The 21,349-nt window shown below is 74.0% G+C and carries 16 protein-coding genes and 2 rRNA genes; 8 read left to right on the forward strand and 10 right to left on the reverse strand.

Annotated elements, in window-relative coordinates; all coding sequences use genetic code 11:
- Positions 1 to 68: 68 nt before the first annotated feature.
- Positions 69 to 5,510, reverse strand: coding sequence for a SpoIIE family protein phosphatase (locus tag LWC33_RS21650; protein WP_233306254.1), 5,442 nt, complete (start codon positions 5,508 to 5,510; stop codon positions 69 to 71).
- Between the two features lie 144 nt (positions 5,511 to 5,654).
- Here LWC33_RS21650 and LWC33_RS21655 point away from each other — a divergent pair, with 144 nt between their 5' ends.
- Positions 5,655 to 6,359 carry an acetoacetate decarboxylase family protein gene (locus LWC33_RS21655; protein ID WP_233306255.1) on the forward strand — a complete coding sequence of 235 codons (705 nt, stop codon included), beginning with the start codon at positions 5,655 to 5,657 and terminating at the stop codon, positions 6,357 to 6,359.
- 37 nt (positions 6,360 to 6,396) lie between these two features.
- Here the strand turns inward: LWC33_RS21655 and LWC33_RS21660 are convergent, their stop codons facing one another.
- Complete coding sequence (locus LWC33_RS21660) at positions 6,397 to 7,221, reverse strand: alpha/beta hydrolase (protein ID WP_233306256.1); 825 nt, start codon at positions 7,219 to 7,221, stop codon at positions 6,397 to 6,399.
- 10 nt (positions 7,222 to 7,231) lie between these two features.
- Entirely contained in the window at positions 7,232 to 9,073 is a 1,842-nt protein-coding gene (locus LWC33_RS35650) for a carboxypeptidase regulatory-like domain-containing protein (RefSeq protein WP_305080884.1), read from the reverse strand.
- A gap of 269 nt (positions 9,074 to 9,342) precedes the next feature.
- Here LWC33_RS35650 and malQ point away from each other — a divergent pair, with 269 nt between their 5' ends.
- Together malQ and LWC33_RS21680 are read left to right on the forward strand one after the other, a co-directional pair.
- Positions 9,343 to 11,289 carry a 4-alpha-glucanotransferase gene (malQ, locus tag LWC33_RS21675; protein WP_233306272.1) on the forward strand — a complete coding sequence of 649 codons (1,947 nt, stop codon included), beginning with the start codon at positions 9,343 to 9,345 and terminating at the stop codon, positions 11,287 to 11,289.
- A gap of 15 nt (positions 11,290 to 11,304) precedes the next feature.
- A complete protein-coding gene (locus LWC33_RS21680) occupies positions 11,305 to 12,093 on the forward strand; it encodes a 2-keto-4-pentenoate hydratase (RefSeq protein WP_233306257.1) in 789 nt (262 codons plus the stop codon).
- Between the two features lie 211 nt (positions 12,094 to 12,304).
- Here the strand turns inward: LWC33_RS21680 and LWC33_RS21685 are convergent, their stop codons facing one another.
- Positions 12,305 to 12,958 (reverse strand): RraA family protein, encoded by a 654-nt coding sequence (locus LWC33_RS21685; RefSeq protein ID WP_233306258.1) that lies wholly within the window; start codon positions 12,956 to 12,958, stop codon positions 12,305 to 12,307.
- Positions 12,959 to 13,041: 83 nt separating this feature from the next.
- Between LWC33_RS21685 and LWC33_RS21690 the strand changes: the two genes are divergently transcribed.
- Both LWC33_RS21690 and LWC33_RS21695 read left to right on the forward strand, forming a co-directional pair.
- Complete coding sequence (locus LWC33_RS21690; protein ID WP_233306259.1) at positions 13,042 to 13,473, forward strand: SRPBCC domain-containing protein; 432 nt, start codon at positions 13,042 to 13,044, stop codon at positions 13,471 to 13,473.
- Positions 13,470 to 13,772, forward strand: a complete 303-nt coding sequence (locus LWC33_RS21695; protein ID WP_233306260.1) for an ArsR/SmtB family transcription factor — start codon at positions 13,470 to 13,472, stop codon at positions 13,770 to 13,772. Before LWC33_RS21690 ends, LWC33_RS21695 begins: the two co-directional genes overlap by 4 nt.
- Before the next feature lie 12 nt (positions 13,773 to 13,784).
- Here LWC33_RS21695 and LWC33_RS21700 read toward each other — a convergent pair whose 3' ends face one another.
- A complete protein-coding gene (locus tag LWC33_RS21700) occupies positions 13,785 to 14,951 on the reverse strand; it encodes an IS630 family transposase (RefSeq protein WP_233306261.1) in 1,167 nt (388 codons plus the stop codon).
- Between the two features lie 123 nt (positions 14,952 to 15,074).
- On the opposite strand from LWC33_RS21700, the gene LWC33_RS21705 reads away from it, so the two are divergent.
- On the forward strand, positions 15,075 to 15,428 hold the full coding sequence (locus tag LWC33_RS21705) for a hypothetical protein (RefSeq protein WP_233306262.1): 354 nt from the start codon (positions 15,075 to 15,077) through the stop codon (positions 15,426 to 15,428).
- A gap of 16 nt (positions 15,429 to 15,444) precedes the next feature.
- On the opposite strand, the gene LWC33_RS21710 is transcribed toward LWC33_RS21705, so the two are convergent.
- Genes LWC33_RS21710 through LWC33_RS21720 form a run of 3 tightly spaced genes read right to left on the reverse strand, consistent with a single transcriptional unit; the run spans position 15,445 to position 17,454 of the window.
- Positions 15,445 to 15,630 (reverse strand): hypothetical protein, encoded by a 186-nt coding sequence (locus LWC33_RS21710; RefSeq protein WP_233306263.1) that lies wholly within the window; start codon positions 15,628 to 15,630, stop codon positions 15,445 to 15,447.
- Between the two features lie 38 nt (positions 15,631 to 15,668).
- Positions 15,669 to 16,538 carry a diacylglycerol/lipid kinase family protein gene (locus LWC33_RS36190; protein ID WP_233306264.1) on the reverse strand — a complete coding sequence of 290 codons (870 nt, stop codon included), beginning with the start codon at positions 16,536 to 16,538 and terminating at the stop codon, positions 15,669 to 15,671.
- Positions 16,539 to 16,548: 10 nt separating this feature from the next.
- Positions 16,549 to 17,454 (reverse strand): DMT family transporter, encoded by a 906-nt coding sequence (locus tag LWC33_RS21720; RefSeq protein WP_233306265.1) that lies wholly within the window; start codon positions 17,452 to 17,454, stop codon positions 16,549 to 16,551.
- Positions 17,455 to 17,512: 58 nt separating this feature from the next.
- Here LWC33_RS21720 and LWC33_RS21725 point away from each other — a divergent pair, with 58 nt between their 5' ends.
- Both LWC33_RS21725 and LWC33_RS21730 read left to right on the forward strand, forming a co-directional pair.
- On the forward strand, positions 17,513 to 17,890 hold the full coding sequence (locus LWC33_RS21725) for an RNA-binding S4 domain-containing protein (protein WP_233306266.1): 378 nt from the start codon (positions 17,513 to 17,515) through the stop codon (positions 17,888 to 17,890).
- Between the two features lie 46 nt (positions 17,891 to 17,936).
- Positions 17,937 to 19,031, forward strand: a complete 1,095-nt coding sequence (locus LWC33_RS21730; RefSeq protein ID WP_233306267.1) for a quinone-dependent dihydroorotate dehydrogenase — start codon at positions 17,937 to 17,939, stop codon at positions 19,029 to 19,031.
- A 210-nt stretch (positions 19,032 to 19,241) separates the two neighbouring features.
- Here the strand turns inward: LWC33_RS21730 and rrf are convergent.
- Both rrf and LWC33_RS21740 read right to left on the reverse strand, forming a co-directional pair.
- Positions 19,242 to 19,358, reverse strand: a 5S ribosomal RNA gene (gene rrf, locus LWC33_RS21735).
- Positions 19,359 to 19,493: 135 nt separating this feature from the next.
- Positions 19,494 to 21,349: ribosomal RNA gene (locus LWC33_RS21740) — 23S ribosomal RNA — on the reverse strand; the annotation flags it as partial.

A 21,349-nucleotide genomic window follows, 5' to 3' on the forward strand; every position in this document is an offset into this window, starting at 1 on the left:
CGCGGGCCCGGCACGGAAATCGCTCCCAGTGCCCGGACCAGCGGATCGAATGTCCGGTCACGCCCTGCTCAGGCGTCCGGCACCACGCCGATCAGGGTGTCCAGCCCGGCGAGGACCAGGATCCGGCGCGCCGGGCTGTCCGAGGGTGTGACCACGCTCAACTCCGTGCCGCCGGCCCGCGCGCGCTGGGCGAGCTCGGAGAGCAGCGCGATCCCCGAGCTGGAGACGTACGAGTCCGCGGCCAGGGTGAGCGTGAGCGGCCCGCCGCCGTCGAGCTCGGCGAGCAGGTCCGAGCGCACCGCCGCGACACCGGCCAGATCGAGGTCGCCGTCCACGTGCACGCGCACCGTGTGCCGGTCCGCCCACCGGCGCAGCCGGGTGACGGCCGGGCCCCCGTCGACCGGGGCCGCCCCGGCGGGCCGGTCGGCCGCGCCACCGGGCAGCCGCGGGACCACCTCCACGGGCAGCGCCGGCAGCCGGAACCAGACCTCGGTGCCGTCGTCGGCCGGGAGGACCTCGACCTCCTCGGCCAGCTCGCGGATCAGCGCGAGGCCACGCCCGCGGTAGCCCGGGTCGGCCGGCGGCGGCCGCCAGAGCCCGTGGTCGACGACCCGGACCGCGACCGGGCCCTCGGGCCGCAGCTCCAGGGTGAGCTCGACCGCGTCGGCACCCGGGTCCCCGCCGGAGGTGTAGGCGTGCTCGACGGCGTTGGTCACCGCCTCCCCGACGGCGAGCTGCAGGTCGGTGGTGCCGTCCTCGCCGAGCCCGCAGCGCGCGGCCCACTCCGCGATCGCCCGGCGCATCGGGGCCAGGCACTCGGCGTCGGCCGGCATCGACCGGGTCAGCGGCTCGGGCACCCGGCGGGCCAGCACCACGACCGTGTCGTCCGGAGCGCCCTCCGCGTCGAGCATCCGCTCGAGCAGCACGTCGATGACGTCCGACGGCCGGTGCGCGGCGAGCGCGCCGAACGTCTCGGCCAGCCGCTCCATGCCGTCGTCGATCACCTCGGTGCGCCGCTCGAAGAGCCCGTCCGAGCAGAGCAGGATCGTCTCGCCCGGCTCGATCCGGCCCTCGGCCTCCGCGAACGGCGGCCGGCCCGCGACGCCGAGCGGTGTGCCCCGGCCGCCGTCGAGCAGGCGGACCCCGTCCGGCCCGGCGACCAGCGGCGCGGGGTGCCCGGCGCACGCGTAGCGCAGCACGCCCGAGGCCGTGTCGACGACCGCGCAGGCGACGGTGCTGGCCCGTGCCCCGGTGACCCGGCGGGCGAAGAGGTCGAGCTGCTCCAACGCGGTGGCCGGGGGCTGGCCGTTGACCAGGTTCGCGGCGAGCGCGCTGCGCAGCTGGCCCATCACGGCGGCCGCCGACGGACCGCGCCCGACGACGTCGCCGACCACCAGCGCCACCCGCCCGTCGGCGAGGTCGAGCACGTCGAACCAGTCGCCGCCCGCCTCGGTGCCCTCGGTCCCCGGGTTGTACCGGGTGGCGACGGCGAGCCGGTCGAGCTGCGGCAGCTCCTGGGGCAGCAGGCTGCGCTGCAAGGTCACCGCGACCTCGTGCTCGGCCTGGTGCAGCCGCGCCCGCTGCACGGCCTGGGCGCACTGGCTGGCCAGGGTGAGCACCAGCCCGCGCTCGTCCGGCCCGAAGGCCGGGTCGCGGCCGAAGCCGAGCCCGATCACGCCGATCGCCCGGCCCGCGACCAGCAGCGGAACGGCGGTGCGCACCGGGTACGGCCCGGGCAGGCCCCCGGCGGCCCAGATCGGCTCTGCCGAGCGGACCACCTGGCCGAGCGGGTGGTCGGAGGTCACGCGCAGGCCGTGCTCGACGATCCGGCCGTCGGTCGACCAACCGTCGGCGGCGAGGGTGTGCAGGAGGCCCTCGTCGTCGACCAGCAGCACGACGACGGCCTCGGCGCCGAGCGCCGAGCGCGCGTGGGCGAGGATCACGTCGGCCACCGACTCCAGGTCGGTGGCACGGGAGAGGGCCGTGGCCACGGCCCCGAGCCGCTCGGCGAGCCGGCGGCCCTCGGTCTCGGCGACCAGCAGCAGGGACCGGTCCAACGCCTGCGCCGCCAGCTCCGCCACGGCGAGCGTCGCCTCGCGGTCGCTGGCCGTGAGGGCCCGCGGCCCCGTGAACCCGACGGCGATCATGCCCAGGTCGCGGTCGCCCGCCACGAGCGGCACCCAGAAGGCGGCCTCGATCCCGAAGGCGGCCAGCCACTCCGCGGCGGGGGCGTGCTCGTCGCGCAGTCCCCCGGCGTCCTCGAACCAGAGGGCGTGGCGGGTTCGCAGGGCCGTCCGGGCCGGATGGTCGCCGGTGAGGGAGACCGTGGTGAGCTCGGCGGGCAGTTCGCCCTCCCAGCCCTGGAGGGCCAGGAGCTGCAGGTCCTCGCCGCGGGTCTGCCACACGCCGGCCACCGCGGACCCGAGGAGGGCCACCAGGTGGCTGGTGGCCGTCCGGGCGACCTCCGTGGGGGTCGCGGCCGCGGACATCTCGGCGGTCGCGCGGTGCAGCAGCCCCAGCCGGGTGCTGCTGGCGCGCTCCTGCTCCAGCAGCCGCGCGTTGTCCACCGCGACCGCCGCCCGCCGCGCGATCTCGGCGAACAACGCGACGTCGGACTCGTCGAGCACCGGCGAGGCGCCCGTGCGCGCGACGGCGAACATGCCCAGCATGCCGCCGCGGGCGCGCAGCGGGACGAGCAACGCCGAGTGCGCCCCCGACCGCCGCCACACCTCCTGCGCCTCGGGCGGGGTCGCGGCGAACGCGGCCGCGAGCTTCTCGGGCGGGAGCAGGACCGGCTCCTCGACGTCGGCGAGCTCCCACAGCACCGGCAGGCCGGGGAGCGTGCGGAGCTCCCGCTCGACGTCCGGGTCGGTGGCCGCGACGATCCGCATGGCCGGGCCCGCGCCGTCGTCGGTGAACACGCGCACGATGTCGCCCAGGCGCTCGTCGACCACGATCCGGGCGAACGCCTCGAGCCGCGCGGACTGGCTGATCTCCCGGTCCAGGGCGTCGCCGACCGCGGCGTAGAGCTGGTGGCGGCGCTGCTCGGTGTGCCGGGCGTCGATGTCGAGGCAGCCGCCGACGTACCCGACCCGGCGACCGGCGGGCCCGCCGTCCGTGCCGGCGGTCGCGCCCACGGGGGCACCGCGGTCGAGCACCCAGCGGAACCGGCCGTCGCCGCCGCGCAGCCGGTACTCCACCTCGAACGGCGCGCCGGTCCGGGTGGCCGCCTCGACGACCGAGCGGTAGCGCTCGCGGTCGTCCGGGTGGATGCGCTCGCGCCAGTCGAGCCCGAGCTCGCCGACGGCCTCGCGCGCGCCGGTGAAGTCCAGCCAACCGCGGTTGACGAACACCCGGTGGCCGCCGGCGTCGTCGACCCAGATGAGCGCGGGCGTGGAGTTGGCCATGGCGCGGAAGCGGTGCTCCGCGGCCCGCCGGACCCGGCCCAGGTGCAGGTGGTTGGCGACGCGGGCCAGCAGCTCGCGCGCGGAGAAGGGCTTGACGAGGTAGTCGTCCGCCCCCGCGGCGAGGCCCTCGACCGCGGCCTCCTCGCCGGCCCGCGCGGACAGCAGCACCACGGGCAGACCGGCCGTGCGGGCGCCGGCGCGCAACGCGCGGAGCAGCCCGATGCCGTCGAGCTCGGGCATCATCACGTCCGCGACGACGAGGTCCGGCGGGTCGGAGCGGGCCACGTCGAGCGCCTCGGTGCCGCTCGCCACCGCGTGCACCGACCAGTTCTCGCTCAGCAGCCCGTGCAGGTGCTCGCGCATGTCGACGTCGTCCTCGACCACGAGCACCCGGCCCTGCGGCGGGTCCACGGATTCCGGCAGCCGCGGCGTCCCGCGGTCCTCGGGGCGGGCCGGGGTCCAGCGCAGCGCCTCGGCGACGAACGGCTCGAAGGTCTCCGGACGCGGGTGCGGCGTGGTCGCGGGCCGCCCGAGGGTGATGCTCTCGACCGGCAGGTGGACGAACCCGAGCGGCAGCCGCACGGTGAAGGTGCTGCCGACGCCCGCCGTGCTGGCCGCCTCGACCGTGCCGCCGTGCACCTCGGCGAGCTGACGGACCAGCGCGAGCCCGATCCCGCTGCCCTCGTGCGACCGGGCCCGGGCGGCGCGCACCCGGTGGAAGCGGTCGAAGAGCCGGGGCAGCTCGGCGGCCGGCACACCGGTGCCGGTGTCGGCGACCCGCAGCACGAACCGGTCGTCCTCGAGACGCGTGCTCACCCGCAGGCCGCCCTCGAAGGTGAACTTCAGGGCGTTGCTCAGCAGGTTGAGGACGATCTTCTCCCACATGTCCTGGTCGACCCAGACGGGCCGCTCGGACGGCGGGCAGTCGATGTCGAGCCGCAGCCCGGCGCGCTCGGTCGGGGCGCGGAAGAGGGCTGCGAGCTCGCCGGTGAGCGTGCCGAGGTCGACGGGCGCGAAGCCGGCGTCGGGGTGTCCCTCCTCCAGGCGCGAGACGTCCAGCAGGGTGTTGACCAGCTTGAGCATCCGCTGCGCGCTGCGGTGGGCGACGTCGGCGTCGTGCCGGACCCGGGGGTCGTCCGCACCGCGGAGCTGCTCGAGCGGACCCATGATCAGCGCCAGCGGCGTACGGAACTCGTGGCTGACGCCGGTGAAGAACTCGGTGCGGCTGCGGTCGCGACTGTCGAGCTTGCCGGTGCGTTCGCGCTCCTCCGCGGCCGCCCGCACCGCTGCCAGCGCCGCGTCGACGTGCCCGGCCACGAGCGCGAGGAACTCGCGGTGCTCGCGGTCGATCGGGTGCAGGGGCGTGGCGCCGAGCAGCAGCCGGACCCCGCCGCTGAGCGGGGCGGCCCACGCCTTCTCCCCGGACGGCAGCGTGACCAGGCCCTCCCGGTCCAGCAGCGCGACCAGCCCGGGCGTCGGGTCCACCCCGACGGCCACGGGCGCGCCCACCCCGCCGATCAGCGCGAACGGCACGTCCGGCGAGTCCACGAGCGCGGCGACGACCTGCGCGGCCGCCGGATCGGCCGGGCCCGCGTCCCGGACCAGCTGCGCCAGCCGGCCGAGCAGGGCGGTGCGCCGGGCGGAGACGACCTGCGCCGTGCTCTCCGACATCACGTCGAACACGCCCGTGACCGTCCCGTCCGCGGCCCGGACGGGGCTGAACGCGTAGCGCCAGAAGGTCTCCCGCGGCCCGTCGGAGCCGTCCACGACCAGCCGGTCGTCGGTCTGCTGCACCGCCTGACCGGTGTCGAGCACGTGCCGCAGCGCCGGGCCGACGTGGTCCCAGACCTCGGGCCAGACCTCCGCGCCGGGCCGGCCGAAGGCCCGCGGGTGCCGGTCGGCCAGGACGGCGGCGAACGCGTCGTTGTAGACGAGGTGGTGCCGCGGGCCCCAGAACAGGGCGAGCGGGTGCGGCGAGGCGAGCATGAGGTCGACCGCCGAGGACAGCTCGGCGGGCCACTCCCCCGGAGCCCCGAGCGGTGAGTCCGACTCATCGGCGGTCGCGAGCAGGCGGCGGACGCCGGGGCCGTCCGGAACCGTCACGAGCCCTCCTCCGCTGTCGGGGCCGGCGCCCCTGGGGGACCAGCCTGCCAGGTCGCCGGGACCGCGGCGATTCGTGGCCCGCGCGGGCCGGACGCGGCCCGTCGACCGGCCACCGGGGCCCCTCCCACCGGGCAGGATGCCGTCATGGCGACGAGGCTCGACGACGGCAGCTGGGAGGTGCAGGGGAAGCACCTGACCTTCCCCGTGCGCATCGGCGACGCGGGCGCGGCCTGCGCCGCGTACCCCGTCCGGGCGGCCCGCGCGGCGGCGCTGCTCCGGGGCACCGGGCTGGAGCCGCTGGCCGTGGCCGGGTGGGCGGTCGCCGTCGTCGGGCTGGTCGACTACCGGGTCAACGACCTCGGCACCTACGACGAGCTGGCCCTCGCCCTCGCGGTCCGGTTCCGCGGCCGGACCGGCGTGCACATCATCCAGCTGCCGGTCACCGAGACCTTCACGATGGAGGCCGGGCGCGCGCTGTGGGGCCTGCCGAAGTGGCTCGGGACCGCCGAGCTCGACATCCGCGGCTCGCGCGCCACCGGGCACCTCGCCCACGAGGGCCGGCACGTGCTCACCGCGGCCCTCTCCACGCTGCCCTTCGCCCTGCCGGGCACGGTTCCCGGGGCGGTCACGGCCTTCGCCCCGCGCGACGGCGTGATGCTCGCCAGCCCCGTCCGCGCCCGGCTGCGGGGGATCCGGGTCGGCCCGGGGGCGGGCACGCTCGTCCTCGGCGCGGGGCATCCCATGGCCGACGAGCTGCGGTCCCTCGGCCTGCCCCGCCGGCCGCTGCTCACCGCGATCGTCGACCACCTCGCCTTCGACATGAACCCGGCCGAGGAGCTGCCGATCTGAGCACCGCGGTTCCGTCAGCCGGGCGACCGGCGCGGGGTCAGCGGTGCGCGGCGAGCCAGGCGCGGAGGTCGGCGACGGGCCGGTCCCGCTCCGGCTCGTTGTAGATCTCGTGCCAGAGGCCCTCGTAGAACTCGACGGTGAGGTCCTCGGAGCCGAGGGCCACGGCCAGCGCGCGCGAGGTCTCGACGGTCGTGATCCGGTCGTCGACGCCGTGCTGCACCAGCACCGGTAGCCGGATCGCCGCCGCCGTGGCGAGGGCCTCGTCCATGGCGTCGAACATCGCGGAGCCGAGCCGCAGTGTCGGGTGGCCCTGGTGGACGAGCGGATCGGCCCGGTACGCCGCGACCACCGCAGGGTCCTTGCTGAGGTCCGCGACGTCGATCCCCGCGGGCCGCAGGGCGGGTGCCACGCGGGCGAGGGCGGTCAGCAGCGGGACCAGCCGGCCGGGGACGGCCTGCTTCGACAGGGCGGGCGCGGAGAGGACCAGGCCGGCGAGGGCCGCCTGGTGAGCGGCCGCGTAGCGCAGGGCGATCAGCCCGCCCATGCTGTGCCCGAGCAGGATCACCGGCCGTCCGGGGTGCCGGGCGGCCGCGTGCCGGCGCACGAGGTCGAGGTCGGGAACCCAGTTCGCGGGGCCGCCGTCGACCCGCCGGCCCTCGGAGAGCCCGTGCCCGGCGTGGTCGGGGGCGTAGACCGCCCAGCCGTCGGCGGTGAGGGCCTGCGCGAGCGCGTCGTAGCGGCCGGAGTGTTCGCCCAGGCCGTGGCTGACGAGCAGGACGCCGGTGACCTCGGTGTCCGGGAGCCAGGCCCGCCAGAACAGCTCGCCGAGGACGCCCGGGAGGCGCCCCTCCGCGACCGGCATCGGCGAGCCCTCAGTGCTCGCCGGCGGCGGACGGCTGCGCGACCGGCCCGGCCAGCACGACGTCCTGCGCCGCGTCGGCCTCCTCGCCCACCCGGACCGGCACGATCCGCGGCTCCCGCCCCTCGGCGACCACCGCGATCGTGTACTCGCCGGCGGCCAGCTCGCCGAAGCGGTAGCCGCCCGCGGCCGAGGTGATCGTGGTGGCGACCAGCTCGCCGTCCTGCAGCAGGGAGACCGCGACGTGGGCGACGCCCGAACCCCGCACGTCCCGGACCGCACCGGCCACCGTCGAGGAGCGCACGAGCTGCACCTCGACCTCCGCCACGGCGTACTCGGTGTCGGGCACGGTCAGCGCGACGACCCCGGGCTGGTGCCCGTCCGCGGCCGCGACCAGCACGTACCCGCCCGGGCGGGGTGCGGTGACCTCGCCGCGGCCCTCGACGTCGGCGCTCGCGGAGGCGGTCTCACGCCCGCGCGGGTCGAGGAGCGTGACGGCGGCGTCGCCCACCGGGAGCCGGTCGCGCTGCACGACCAGGAACCGGACGGGCACGGCCTGCCCGGGCGCGAGCGGCTCCTCCTCCTCGTGCACGACCGCGAGGTCGACGACGGGGGCGGCGCCGGGGCGCGGGTTGGGGTCGGCGAACCCGAGGGTGCGCAGCAGGGCCAGGTCGACGGCGGCGTGCTCGGCCGCGCGGGCCTCGTCCACGGCGGTGTCGGTGCCGGCGGGCTGCGGGGCGGGCTCGGGGGCGCTCGTCGTCGGGCTCACGGACCTCAGCGTGACGGGCGCGGGCGCGGCCGCCGCAGCCGGGGTGTCGATCTCCGGGTCGGGGCTGGTCGCGGGCGCAGGGGTGGGGACAGCGGTGGCTGTCGGGACCGTGTCGACAGCCTCGGCGGCCGGCTCCTCGACGCTCGGCTCCTCCGCGACCGGCTCCTCCGCGGCCTGCGCCTCCTCGCGCCCGTCGGCCGGGTCCTCCGTCCCGGTGGATTCCTCGACCTCGTCCACGACCTCCACCGGTCGCTCCTCGGCCTGCTCGGCCGGGCGCTCCTCGGCCTCCTCGACCACCTGCCCCGCCACCACCGGCTCGGCGAGGGAGGCGGCGGCCGCGCCGGCGGTCATCGCGGTGATCGTCGGCACCGTGCGCAGCCGGCGGACCTCGCGCCCGTCGTCCGCCCCGCCGCGCACGACGGCGAGCATCGGGCGCTGACCGCCGCCGTCGCGCGGGGCGGGCACGGCGGACTCGTCGGACGGCGCCTCGGGTCCCCTCCGCTTCCGCGACGCCTCGACCCGCGCCACCGCCTCGGCGACGGCCGGGCTGACGATCCCGCGGGCCATCGGCCGTTCGTCGCGACTGGGCGTGGGCGGGGCGACCGAGGTGACCCGGGCGACCAGCGCCGGGTCCACCGCGGACCGGCGCTGCGGCCGGATGCGCGGGGGCGCCTCGACCGGCACGCCGTCGACGAAACCGCGCGTCCACGGAGGACCGACGGGGCCGGCGTCGACCTCCTCGGCCACGATCTGGTGCTCGGCGGGCGGTTCCTCGGACCGGTCCTCGGCGGGCGGCTCGGCCGGCGCGGCGGGCGCGTCCTCGGCCGCGGCCGGGTCCTCGGCGACCGGCGCGGCGGCCGCCGGGGGTTCGCCGGGCTCGGTCGGCTCGGGGTCGGCGGGCGTACCGGCGGACCGGTCGCGGACCAGGTCTCCCACCGTCCGCCCCGCGGGCCGATCCGCCTCGGGCGGGGCGGCGGTCCCGGCGGCGGTCGCCCCGCCCCGGCCTCCGCGGCGCATCGCCACCAGGACGATCCCGGCGGCCAGCAGCACGAGCAGGACCATGACGACCAGGGCCCACGTGCTCATTCGGCTCTCCTCGCGCGATCTCGTCGAGGCCCGACCGGTGCCCTCGCCACGGCCGCGCGAGACGTGCGGGCCCGCCCGGACTCGTCGCAGGACCGTAGCACCGGAAGGCCCCTTCACCCTGTTCGGCGACCGGTTCGCGGCGTGTCGCCCGGGCGGGTATCGGCCCAGCTCAGCGCGATTCAGTCGGCGCGGGCGACCCGGCTCGGCGCGTCCGGGGGATCCGGGCGGGCGGAGGCGGCCCCGATCCGGGACGATTCCGCATCGTGGCGATCGATCCGGACCTCTCGGAGTTGGCCGCGGCGCACGGCGTCGCAACGGGCTACGACGACGGCGACCGCAGGCCGGTCACCGTCGACGAGGAGGTGGTCGTCGAGGTCCTCGGCCTGCTCGAGGTCGACGCGAGCACCCCCGCCGCCCGCACCGCGGCGCTGGACGAGGCGCGCGAGCAGGCCGCGCGCGGTCTGCTCCCCGGCACGATCGGCCTGCGCGCCGACCGTTCCCGACCGCTCCCGGTGCCCGGTGTGCTGGTCGACGAGGACGGCGGCCGCCGTGAGGTCGAGGGCGTACTCGCGGGGCTCGAACCCGGCTGGTACCGGCTGGAGACGGCGGAGCAGCAGGTCACCGTCGTCGTCTCGCCGCCGGCGCTGCCGCCGACCCCCCGCTCGTGGGGCTGGATGCTGCAGCTCTACGCCCTGCACTCCGCCGCCAGCTGGGGCATCGGCGACCTCGGCGACCTGCGGCGCTTCACCGCGCACGCCGGCGAGCAGGGCGCCTCGGCGGTCCTGCTCAACCCGCTGCACGCGATCACCCCGCTCTCCCCCGTGCAGCCCTCGCCGTACACGCCGTCGAGCCGGCGGTTCGCGACCCCGCTCGCGCTGCGGGTCACCGACCTGGCCGAGTACGCCGCGGCCGACGCGGCCACCCGCGCCGAGGTCGACGCCCTGCGCCCGGAGACCGTCGGCGACCGCATCGCGCACGACCGGGTGTGGGCGGCGAAGCGGTCGGCGCTGGAGGTGCTGTGGCGGTCGGCCGGGCGGCCCGACCCGATCGAGCCGGGGCCCGACCTCATCGACTTCGCGACGTACTGCGCCCTCGCCGAGCGCTACGGCGGCCGGTTCACGCTCTGGCCCGAGGAGCTGCGCCATCCCGGCTCCGACGCCGTCGCCCGCGCGCGGCGCGACCTCGCCCCGCGGGTCGCGTTCCACGGCTGGGTGCAGCAGCGGCTCGCCGACCAGCTGGACGGGGTCCGCACCGCGGCCCGCGAGGCGGGCATGGTGCTCGGCGTCATCCACGACCTCGCCGTCGGGTGCGACCCGGAGGGTGCCGACGCGTGGGCGCTGCAGGACGTCCTGGCCCTCGACGTGACCGTCGGCGCCCCGCCCGACGCCTTCAACCAGCGCGGGCAGGCCTGGGGGCTGCCGCCGTGGCGTCCCGACCGGCTGGCCGACACCGGGTACGCGGCCTACCGCGACATGCTCCGCGCCCTGCTCAGCCACGCCGACGGACTGCGGATAGACCACGTCGCCGGGCTGTTCCGGCTCTGGTGGGTGCCGCCGGGCCGCACGCCCGACCGCGGCACGTACGTGCACTACGACGCCGAGGCGATGCTCGCCGTCCTCACCCTCGAGGCCTCCCGGGCCGGCGCGGCCGTGGTGGGAGAGGACCTCGGCACCGTGGAACCCGAGGTCACCGAGGCCCTGCACAGCCGGAACATGCTCGGCTCGACCGTGCTCTGGTTCGCCCGCGACCCCGAGCGCGATGACGCGCTGATGCCGCCCGGCGAGTGGCCGGAGGAGGCGGTCGCGACCATCTCGACCCACGACCTGCCGACGGCCGTGGGCTTCCTGACCGGCGAACACGTCCGGGCCCGGGCCGACCTCGGCCTGCTCGACGACGTCGCCGCCGAGGAGCGCAAGGCCGCCGCCGAGCGCGAGGAGCTGGTCGCCCTGCTCGTCGCCGAGGGGGTGCTCGACCCGGCCGACGCCTCCGACGACCGCATCGTCGTCGCGATGCACGCGCTGCTGGCCCGCAGCCGCAGCCGGCTCGTGCTCGCCTCGCCCTACGACGTCGTCGGCGAGACCCGGCAGCCCAACCTGCCCGGCACCGTCGACGAGTACCCGAACTGGCGGCTGCCGCTGCCGGTCTCGCTCGAGGAGCTCGCGACGGACCCGCGGGTGAAGGAGGTCGTCGCGGCATTGCGTTCCGGGGGCCGGTGAGGCGACGATCACATCATGCCCCTCAGTGCCGAGGCCCTGACGACCGCCGACCACGCCGCCGATCTGCTCTGGCGTGCGTGGGCGGGCGGCGACGTGATCGACGATCTCCCCGAGGACCTGCGCCCCTACGACCACGCGGCCGGCTGGGCGATCCAGCAGCGGATCGGCGAGCGGGCGGGCCCGGGCTACGGCTGGAAGATCGCGGCGACGTCGGCACCGAGCCAGGCCGTCATCGGCATCGGCACCCCGCTGCCGGGCCGGTTGTTCGACCGCTTCCGCTTCGAACCCGGCGACGTGCTGCCCTTCGGCGGCCTGCACATGCGGGTGGTCGAGGCGGAGTTCGCGTTCCGGATGGCGTCCGACGTGCCGGTCGGGGCGTCGCGGGAGGAGGTGCTCGCCGCCGTCGCGGCGCTGCACCTGGCGATCGAGGTGCCCGACTCCCGGCTGCGGGACTACCCGCGGGCGGGCAGCTCGCTGCTGCTGGCCGACGTCGCCTGCGCCGGGCAGTTCGTGCTCGGCCCGGAGATCCCGGACTGGCAGGGGATCGAGTTGTCCACAGCGGGGACAGCGTTGTGGATCAACGGTGAGAAGGCCGCCGCCGGGACGGGCGCCGAGGTGATGGGCGACCCGCGGACGGCGCTGGTGTGGCTGGCCGAGGAGCTCGCGCACCTCGGGACCGGCCTGCGGGCCGGCGAGATCGTGACGACGGGCTCCACCACCCCGGTGCCCGCGATCTCCGCGGGCGACGCCGTCCGCGCCGACTTCGGCCCCCACGGCTCCGTGGAGATCACCTTCTCCACCTGACGCCGACGCAGCCCCGACCCGACCCGACCCGACCCGACGAAGCCCACACCCCGACTCGCGGGAGCCCAGAGCCCGACTCGCGGGAGCCCAGAGCCCGACTCGCGGAAACGAGCGCCTCCGTTCCGCGAGTCGCGCTGCGAGCTCCCGCGAGTCGCGCTGTGAGCTTCCGCGAGTCGGGGTGGAGGCTCCCGCGAGTCGCGGGGTTTCGCTGTCAGACCGTGAAGCCCAGGGTGCTGGGCTGCTCCTTCGTCAGGGCGGCGAGGTGCTCGTCGACCGTGGTCATGCCGTGCAGGTCCCGGCCCGCCGCCATGCCCGCGAGCAGCGCCTTCTCGGCCCGCTCGATCTCCTCGGCGGTGTCGATCGCGGCGGCGAAGCGCTCCCGCGGGCCGACGACGATGCCGTCGTCGTCCCCGACCACGATGTCGCCGGACGAAACGCGCACCCGCCCGAGCAGCACCTCGCGCCCGAAGGTGCCGGGGTCGCGAGTGGTGCCGGACATCGGGTTGGTGCCGCGCGCATGCACCGGCAACCCGATCCGGCGCAGCCCCCGGACGTCGCGGCAGTAGCCGTCGATCACGATCGCGGCGATCCCGCGCCGGCGCGCCTCCGTGGCGAACAGCTCCCCCGACACCGCCTTGCGCAGCGAGTTCGTGGCCACCACCAGGACCGACCCGGGCTCGGCCTCGCGCAGAGCGACGAGCACCGGCAGGTGGTCGTCGTAGGCGAGCAACGTGAACGCGGGCCCGGCGAACGAGACGTCCGGGACCATCGCGCGGATCGTCGGGTCGACGACGGCGAGTCCCTTGTCGGCGTCGCACAGCGAGGAGACCTGCACCGCGCGGAGGCGCTCGATCAGCGTGTCCATGCCCCCATCCTGCTCCTGCAATCCTTGACTTGCACTTCGATGTGGTGCAACCTCAGGCTTGCACATCAACCGAGGAGGAAGCCATGGACACGATCACCCGCGAGATCACCGTCAACGCTGCCCGCGCCCGCGTCTGGGAGGTCATCACGCAGGCGCAGCACCTCGGCCGCTGGTTCGGCGACGCCGGGGCCGAGATCGACCTGCGCCCGGGCGGCCGGCTGACCCTCAGCTTCGAGGGCCACGGCACCAGCGTCGCCCGGGTCGACCGCGTCGAGGAACCGGAGGTGTTCAGCTTCCGGTGGGCGCGCAGCCGGGAGACCGAGCCCGCACCGGGGGACGAGACGCTCGTCGAGTTCACCCTGACCGAGATCGCGGACGGGACCCTCGTCCGGGTCAGGGAGAGCGGGTTCGCGAGCCTCACCGGCGACGCCGCGGCCTACCACCGCGGGAACACCGAGGGCTGGGCGATCAAGACCGCGGAGCTGCAGCGCTACCTGGAGACCGTGCCCGCATGAGTGGTCAGGCCCTGTCGGCGCTCGCCGACCCCACCCGCCGCGAGCTGCTCGAGCGGCTCGCGCGCGGGGAGGCGAGCGCGACCGTGCTGGCGCGCGACCTGCCGATCAGCCGGCAGGCCGTCGTCCAGCACCTCGGGGTGCTCGACGCCGCGGGGCTGGTCCGGTCCAGCCGGCACGGCCGGGAGGTCCGCTGGTCCCCCCGGCCGGACGGGCTGATCGCGGCCGCGGCCTGGCTGACCGGCCTGGCGGAGGAGTGGGACCGCCGGCTCGCCGCGATCAAGGCGATCGCGGAGGGCTAGTGGTCTCGGTCGTTAGTTCGTCGGGGGTCGTGCGGCAGCGGTGGGTGCGGCGGGCTGTTCGTGGCTGATCTTGTCGAGTAGGGCGCGAAGGTCGTGTCGGGTGAAGGTCCAGTCGAAGGGGGTTGCGGTCTGGTTGTAGCGATCCTGGAAGGCCAGGATGCGCTCGGCGAGGGCGTCGAGGTCGGGGAAGTCGACCGGGGTGATGGCTTTGCGTTGCAGGACCGAGAAGTAGATCTCGACCTGGTTGAGCCAGGACGCGTGCACGGGTAGGTGCACCAGGGTCGCGGTCGGCCAGGTCGCGGTCATGCGGTCGATCGAGGCCTGCCCGGCGTGACTGGAGCCATTGTCGACGACCCAGAACACCCGGCGGGCGGAGGCGTAGGGCTCGCGGCTCATCACGTGGTCGACCAGTTCGGTGAAGGGCTTGATGCCGGTCTTCGGCGCGATGGTGCCCAGGACCCGGGCGTGGTGGACGTCGTAGGCGGCGAAGTAGGCCAGGGTTCCGCCGCGGCGGTACTCGAACTCGACGCGGCGCGGGTGGCCCGGCCCGGCGGGCCGGCCGGGGTGGCGCCGCCGCAGGGCTTGGAGCTGGGATTTCTCGTCGGCGCTGATCACGTAGTCGTCCGGGCCGAGTGCGGCACCGGCCCAGGTGCGGGCGTAGAGGTCGAGCACGCGGGCGGCCTTGGCCTCGAAGTCGGGGTCCCGGGGGAAGATCCACGAGCGGTGGTGCCAGGGTTTGATCGCGGCATCGTCGAGTCGGCGGCGCACCGTGGACGCGGAGATCGACTCGACCAGACCGCGAGTGACGGCCTCGCCGGCCAGCTCCGCGCTGCTCCACCGCGCCAGCGGGATCCCGGTCTCGGCCGGCAGCGTGCACGCCAGCGCGGTGAGCGCGGCGGTCGGCCCCGCGGTGAAGATGCGCGGCCGCCCGCTGCGGGGCCGGTCGGTCAGCCCCTCGATCCGCCCGGTCGCAAAGCGGCGACGCCACTTGCGTGCGGTGTCGACACAGACCCCCAGCTCCGCGGCGATCGCGGCGTTCGAGGCGCCACCGGCGGCCGCGAGCACGATCCGGGCCCGTAACCGGTCGCGGTGTTCGGTGCGTGCGTTGCGGGCTCGTGCGGTCAGCACGGCCTGTTCGGCAGCGGTGAGCACGATGACGAACGGGCTGGCGACCGGCATCCCCGCGTTGTCGGCTCCCGATCGCCGCTGGGCGCCCCGCGACACACCGTGCGAACCCGTGCGTGCGGCAAGCGGACGATCCTGCGGGCCGGACAGCTCGCTCGGGGCTGCCACCATGAGCCGGTGGCGCCCCGTTTCCCCGAGTCGACCAAGAACTCCGTGCGGCACCGGTTGGCCGCGCGCGCCCGGGAGCGCTGGCCCCAGATCACCGAGCTGCGGATGCGCCACCACGGGGTGTTCACCTACCTCGAGGCCACCACCGCCCACACGACCCTGCCGCTGTGCCGGTTGCGCTACATCGGGTCAGCCCATGACTGGCAGGTCGCGATCTACCGGGCCAGCCACGACGACTACCAGGAATCGCTCTTCCCCAACGGGCTGCCCTTCGGGACCTGCCAAGACGCCCTCGACCTGGCCTGCGGCCTCTACCTCGACGACCCCAACGCCTGGCAGGACCTCAGACCCCCGACGAACTAACGACCGGAACCACTAGTCACTCGCCGTCGTCGAGCGGACGGGGCGGGAGCTCCGTCCGCTCGATCCGGTTCTCGACGCCCTCGCGCGGCTCGGTCTCCGCCCACTCCTCGCGGTGCCCGCCGTGGTTGCCCATCCGGCCCTGGACCTCGGCGGCCTCCTGCTCGTCGACACGCGGGCTGTGCTTGCTGCTGCCACGTTCCATACTCCGGGCGTACCTCCCCGGCCCACGGGCAAACGGGATCAGCGGACCGTGGCGAGCGCGCCGGCCACGATGTCGACCCGCACCCGGGCGGCGGCCTCGAGCTCGAGGACCTCGCCGTCGACCTGAGCCGGCATCGGGTCGATCGTGCCGAAGGCGTACTCGCGCACGCTGGGTTGGGGGCCGAGCCCACGGAACGCCGCCTTCACCGCCGTGAGGGCGGTGCGCAGCTTCGAGTGGTGGCGGACGAGCACGACCTCGAAGACGCCGTCGTCCGGGCGGGCGTCCTCGGCGAGCGTGGCGTACTTCGCCATCTCGGGGATGTTGGCGAAGACGAGGCTGTCGAAGGTCTCGCGCCGGCCGTCCACCTCGATGGCGAAGGGGTGGAAGCGGGAGAAGGCGCGCACGGTCGTCACGACCTCCGTGAACGAGCCCTTGCCGCCGCGCTCGAGCTCCAGCGCGACGACCGGGGTGATTCCGAGCCCGATGTAGGAATGCGCGTACCGCACGTCGCCGTCGACGGTGAGCCGCAGGAGGTCGAGCCGTTCGGTCCGGCCCTCGACGATCGCGTCGAGCAGCGGCCGCCGGGCGACGACGCGGCGGTGGTCGTTCGCGTTGCCGGCCGCCAGCACCGCGGCGGCGGCCCGGGTCTCGCCGGCCTTCATCAGGCCGTCGACGACCTCGTTGTAGCCGCCGTCGCCGCTGACCGACACGACCAGCGGCGCGCCCGACCCGGCCTCCTCGCGGGCGATCTCCCGCGCGTGCCCGGCGTACTCGGTGGGGCGCAGCTCGACGGGCAGGTCGGCGGCCCGCTCGGCGAGCCCCGACTTGAGCTCCTCGGCGCGCTCCTGCGCGTTCCCGGTGCTGTTCGGGTTGAAGACGACCACGACCCGGTCGAAGGCGCGCGCCACGCCGCGCACCCTATCCGGTCCGCGTCAGCACCACCGGTTCCGCGCCGCGCTCCCGCAGGCCGAGCGCGGTGATCGTCACCACGACGACGAGCAGGCCGATCCACTGCGTCGGGCTGGGCGAGACGCCGAGGAACGCGATGCCGAGGACCGTGGCCGTCGCGGGAAAGGCGAGCTCGGCGAGGGTGGCCCGCGCGGCCGGGGTGTCGCGCAGCCCGACGTAGTAGAGGACGAGCGCGAGCAGGCCCGGGATCAGTGCCAGCAGCGCCAGCGGGCCGAGCTGGCCGGGCGTGACGGCGAGCGGCGCGCCCTGCACCGCGACGATGGTCGCCGCGGCCGGCAGCCCGACCAGGAAGCGCAGCACCGTGACGTCGCGCGGCGCGGTCCGCACCCCGACCAGCCGGCCGAGCACCGTGCCGAAGCCCCACAGCACCGCGGCGCCGATCGCGAGCCCGGCCGCCCCGAGCTCGCGCACCTGCACCGCGAACGGATCGGGGAAGGCGACCAGCCAGGCCCCGACCAGGGCCGGCACCGCGAACAGCCAGTACCCCACGCGCACCCGCTCGCCGAGCAGGGCCGCCGCGGCGACGACGGCCACGAGCGGTTGGAGCTTCTGGAGCACCAGCGGGGTCAGGGCGTCGCCGGTGGCGAACGCCGCGGTGAAGAGCGCCGTGGCCAACGCCGACGATCCCGCCCCGATCACGAGCAGTGCCACGCGGTCGCGCGTCGACGCGGCGCGGAAGGCCCGTACCGCCGCGGGGACCAGCGGCAGCAGCACGACGACGGCGATCAGGTGCTCCCAGAACACCACTGTGGCGGCCGGGAGCGCGCCCGCGAGCGGCGCCCGCAGCAGGCCGTCGGTCCCCCACAGCGCGGCCGCGACCGCCACGAGCCACGTCCGGTCCCGCACCTGCGTCATCACCGGGCAACCCCGCGCGCGGTGGATCTATGCCGCGCGGTGCTGTCACGATGGAGGGATGGAGTCCACCCGCCTCGACCGCTGGCTCTGGTCGGTCCGGCTGGCCAAGACCCGGTCCGACGCCGCGGCCGCCTGCCGGGGCGGGCACGTGCGCGTCAACGACCGCCCCGCCAAGCCCGCCACCGCGGTGCACCCCGGCGACGAGGTCCGCGCGCGGGTGTACGAGCAGACGCGGATCGTCGAGGTCACCAAGGTGATCCAGAAGCGGGTCGGGGCGCCCGAGGCGCAGGCCTGCTACCTCGACCACACGCCGCCCCCGCCGCCGAAGGAGGCCCGCCCGGTGTTCGCCGTGCGCGAGCGCGGGACGGGGCGGCCCACCAAGCGCGAGCGGCGGATGCTCGACCAGCTCGGCGCCCTCCGCCCACCGCGTCCCTGAGCGTCCCTGGGAAGCCCGCGCCCGGCGGGTGGGCGATGATGGGGGCATGTACGACCTGCTGTTCCGGCACGTCCTGCGGCGGATTCCCGCCGAGCCGATCCACGGTGTCGCGTTCGGGGCGATCCGGGGCGTGGCCGGGTCCTCGGTCGTCGGCCCGCGCCTCGGCGCCCTGCTGACCGAGTCCGACCCGGTGCTGCGGACGCGGGTGTTCGGCGTCGACTTCCCCAACCCGCTCGGTCTGGCCGCGGGCTTCGACAAGGACGCCCGCGGGCCCGTCGCGCTGGGCCGGCTCGGCTTCGGCTTCGTCGAGCTCGGCACGATCACCGCACGCCCGCAGCCGGGCAACCCCAAGCCCCGGCTCTTCCGCCTCCCCGAGGACAAGGCGCTCGTGAACCGCATGGGGTTCAACAACTCCGGGGCCGACGCCGTCGCCGCACGACTGGCCGCCCTGTCGCGGGAGGGTCGGCCGGTCCTGGGGATCAACATCGGCAAGAGCAAGGTCGCGACGCCCGAGGAGGCCGTCGACGACTATCGCCACAGCGCGCGCGTCCTCGCGCCGCACGCGGACTACGTGGTCGTCAACGTCAGCTCCCCCAACACGCCGGGCCTGCGCGACATGCAGCAGGTGGCCGTGCTGTCGCCCTTGCTCGAGGCCGTGCGCGAGGAGCTCGTGTCCGCCGTGCCCGGACGCACCGTCCCTCTGCTCGTGAAGATCACGACCGACCTCGCCGCCGAGGACGTCGACGCCGTGGCGGACCTGACCGTGCGCCTCGGGCTGGACGGCGTGGTCGCCACCAACACCACCGTCTCCCGCGACGGTCTCCGCACACCCCGCACCGAGGTCGACGCGCTGGGGACCGGTGGGCTGTCGGGTCTTCCCCTGGCCACGGCGGCACAGGCTGTCGTGGGGACGCTGCGAGCGAAGCTCGGCCCCGACCGCACCATCATCTCCGTGGGCGGAATCTTCACGGGTGAGGACGCCTACCGCCGCATCACCGCCGGCGCCTCGCTGGTGCAGTCCTACACGGGCTTCATCTATGGCGGCGGGACGTGGCCGCGGAAGGTGAACCGGGACCTCGCCGCCCTCCTGCGTCGCGACGGGCACGCCACCCTCTCCGCCGCGGTGGGCTCCACCTCCTGACCCCCGCGCTATGGAACCATAATGCGTCTCTCCCCCTCTCCGAGCCGCATTATGGCTCCATAACGCGCTCAATCCGATGCTCTGGTCGCGTCATGGTTCCAGAACGCATCAGGTCGGGCGTTCTGGACGCGTTATGGTTCCAGAATGTTGGAGAAGGCGGAAACGCAAGAAGGCCCCGCAGCAGTGCTGCGGGGCCTTCTCGATGTTTGATGTCGGCGGCGACCTACTCTCCCACACCCTGGCGAGTGCAGTACCATCGGCGCTGGAGGGCTTAGCTTCCGGGTTCGGGATGGGACCGGGCGTTCCCCCTCCGCCATGACCACCGACAACACTATTCACCTATCCCCCACCCCGCCCCGACAGAAGTCGTGGGAGGGGTGACGGGGTCGACCACCAACCACACAGCCCAACCGGACTGCTGGTCGTGTGCTCAGGGTCACACAGTGGATGCGAACAACATGTTGTGGCAAGCCCTCGGCCTATTAGTACCAGTCAACTCCACCCCTCACAGGGCTTCCATCTCTGGCCTATCAACCCAGTCGTCTACTGGGAGCCTTACCCACGCAAAGGTGGTGGGAGACCTCATCTTGGAACGAGCTTCCCGCTTAGATGCCTTCAGCGGTTATCCCTTCCGAACATAGCCAACCAGCCATGCACCTGGCGGTACAACTGGCACACCAGAGGTTCGTCCGTCCCGGTCCTCTCGTACTAGGGACAGCCTTCCGCAAGTCTCCTACGCGCGCGGCGGATAGGGACCGAACTGTCTCACGACGTTCTAAACCCAGCTCGCGTACCGCTTTAATGGGCGAACAGCCCAACCCTTGGGACCTACTCCAGCCCCAGGATGCGACGAGCCGACATCGAGGTGCCAAACCATGCCGTCGATATGGACTCTTGGGCAAGATCAGCCTGTTATCCCCGGGGTACCTTTTATCCGTTGAGCGACACCCCTTCCACCAGGAGGTGCCGGATCACTAGTCCCGACTTTCGTCCCTGCTCGACCCGTCAGTCTCACAGTCAAGCTCCCTTGTGCACTTACACTCAACACCTGATTGCCAACCAGGCTGAGGGAACCTTTGGGCGCCTCCGTTACCCTTTAGGAGGCAACCGCCCCAGTTAAACTACCCACCAGGCACTGTCCCTGAACCAGATCATGGCCCGAGGTTCAGACACCCAATTCGACCAGAGTGGTATTTCAACAACGACTCCACAACCACTAGCGTGACCGCTTCACAGTCTCCCACCTATCCTACACAAGCCGAACCGAGCACCAATACCAAGCTGTAGTAAAGGTCCCGGGGTCTTTCCGTCCTGCCGCGCGTAACGAGCATCTTTACTCGTAGTGCAATTTCGCCGAGTCTCTGGTCGAGACAGCGCCCAAGTCGTTACGCCATTCGTGCAGGTCGGAACTTACCCGACAAGGAATTTCGCTACCTTAGGATGGTTATAGTTACCACCGCCGTTTACTGGCGCTTAAATTCTCCGCTTCGCCGACGAGTCGGCTAACAGGTCCTCTTAACGTTCCAGCACCGGGCAGGCGTCAGTCCGTATACATCGTCTTGCGACTTCGCACGGACCTGTGTTTTTAGTAAACAGTCGCTTGGGCCTGGTCTCTGCGACCGGCCACCCCTAGCCCGCAACGGGGCTTCAAGGCCACCGGCCCTCCTTCTCCCGAAGTTACGGAGGTATTTTGCCGAGTTCCTTAACCAGAGTTCACTCGATCGCCTCGGTATTCTCTACCTGACCACCTGTGTCGGTTTAGGGTACGGGCCGCAACAGCACTCACTAGAGGCTTTTCTCGACAGCATGGGATCACCCTACTTCGCCTCAATCGGCTACGCATCACCTCTCACCCCCGCCATCAAAGGCAGACCCCCGGATTTACCTAGAGATCGGGCTACAGGCTTACACCACGACAACCACCGCGTGGCGAGGCTACCCTCCTGCGTCACCCCATCGCTTGCCTACTACCGAATCGGATCCCACGCTCCCCCACTCCTCCTCGTCCCGAAGGACTCAAAGGCGGGTTCGGATGGTTAGCATCAACGACCTCAGCATGGACGCACTATCACGAGCACGGGAATATCAACCCGTTATCCATCGACTACGCCTGTCGGCCTCGCCTTAGGTCCCGGCTCACCCTGGGCGGAACAACCTGGCCCAGGAACCCTTGGTCATCCGGCGGCAGAGATTCTCACTCTGCATTCGCTACTCATGCCTGCATTCTCACTCGCACACCCTCCACCACTCGATCACTCGGCGGCTTCACCGGATGCACGACGCTCCCCTACCCAACCCAACCACTACACCAACCCCAC

It is taken from the genome of Pseudonocardia terrae (assembly GCF_021343995.1).
In the GTDB taxonomy this organism is placed as follows: Bacteria; Actinomycetota; Actinomycetes; order Mycobacteriales; family Pseudonocardiaceae; genus Pseudonocardia; species Pseudonocardia terrae.

What these genes read in the sequence shown, in the direction of transcription:
- LWC33_RS21655 (WP_233306255.1), top strand. Translation starts at nt 5,655, where the DNA reads ATGGCGACGAGGCTCGACGACGGCAGCTGGGAGGTGCAGGGGAAGCAC.
- LWC33_RS21660 (WP_233306256.1), bottom strand. Translation starts at nt 7,221, where the DNA reads ATGCCGGTCGCGGAGGGGCGCCTCCCGGGCGTCCTCGGCGAGCTGTTC.
- LWC33_RS21695 (WP_233306260.1), top strand. Translation starts at nt 13,470, where the DNA reads ATGAGTGGTCAGGCCCTGTCGGCGCTCGCCGACCCCACCCGCCGCGAG.
- LWC33_RS21685 (WP_233306258.1), bottom strand. Translation starts at nt 12,958, where the DNA reads ATGGACACGCTGATCGAGCGCCTCCGCGCGGTGCAGGTCTCCTCGCTG.
- LWC33_RS35650 (WP_305080884.1), bottom strand. Translation starts at nt 9,073, where the DNA reads ATGAGCACGTGGGCCCTGGTCGTCATGGTCCTGCTCGTGCTGCTGGCC.
- LWC33_RS21725 (WP_233306266.1), top strand. Translation starts at nt 17,513, where the DNA reads ATGGAGTCCACCCGCCTCGACCGCTGGCTCTGGTCGGTCCGGCTGGCC.
- LWC33_RS21730 (WP_233306267.1), top strand. Translation starts at nt 17,937, where the DNA reads ATGTACGACCTGCTGTTCCGGCACGTCCTGCGGCGGATTCCCGCCGAG.
- LWC33_RS21680 (WP_233306257.1), top strand. Translation starts at nt 11,305, where the DNA reads ATGCCCCTCAGTGCCGAGGCCCTGACGACCGCCGACCACGCCGCCGAT.
- LWC33_RS21710 (WP_233306263.1), bottom strand. Translation starts at nt 15,630, where the DNA reads ATGGAACGTGGCAGCAGCAAGCACAGCCCGCGTGTCGACGAGCAGGAG.
- LWC33_RS21700 (WP_233306261.1), bottom strand. Translation starts at nt 14,951, where the DNA reads ATGCCGGTCGCCAGCCCGTTCGTCATCGTGCTCACCGCTGCCGAACAG.
- LWC33_RS21690 (WP_233306259.1), top strand. Translation starts at nt 13,042, where the DNA reads ATGGACACGATCACCCGCGAGATCACCGTCAACGCTGCCCGCGCCCGC.
- LWC33_RS21720 (WP_233306265.1), bottom strand. Translation starts at nt 17,454, where the DNA reads ATGACGCAGGTGCGGGACCGGACGTGGCTCGTGGCGGTCGCGGCCGCG.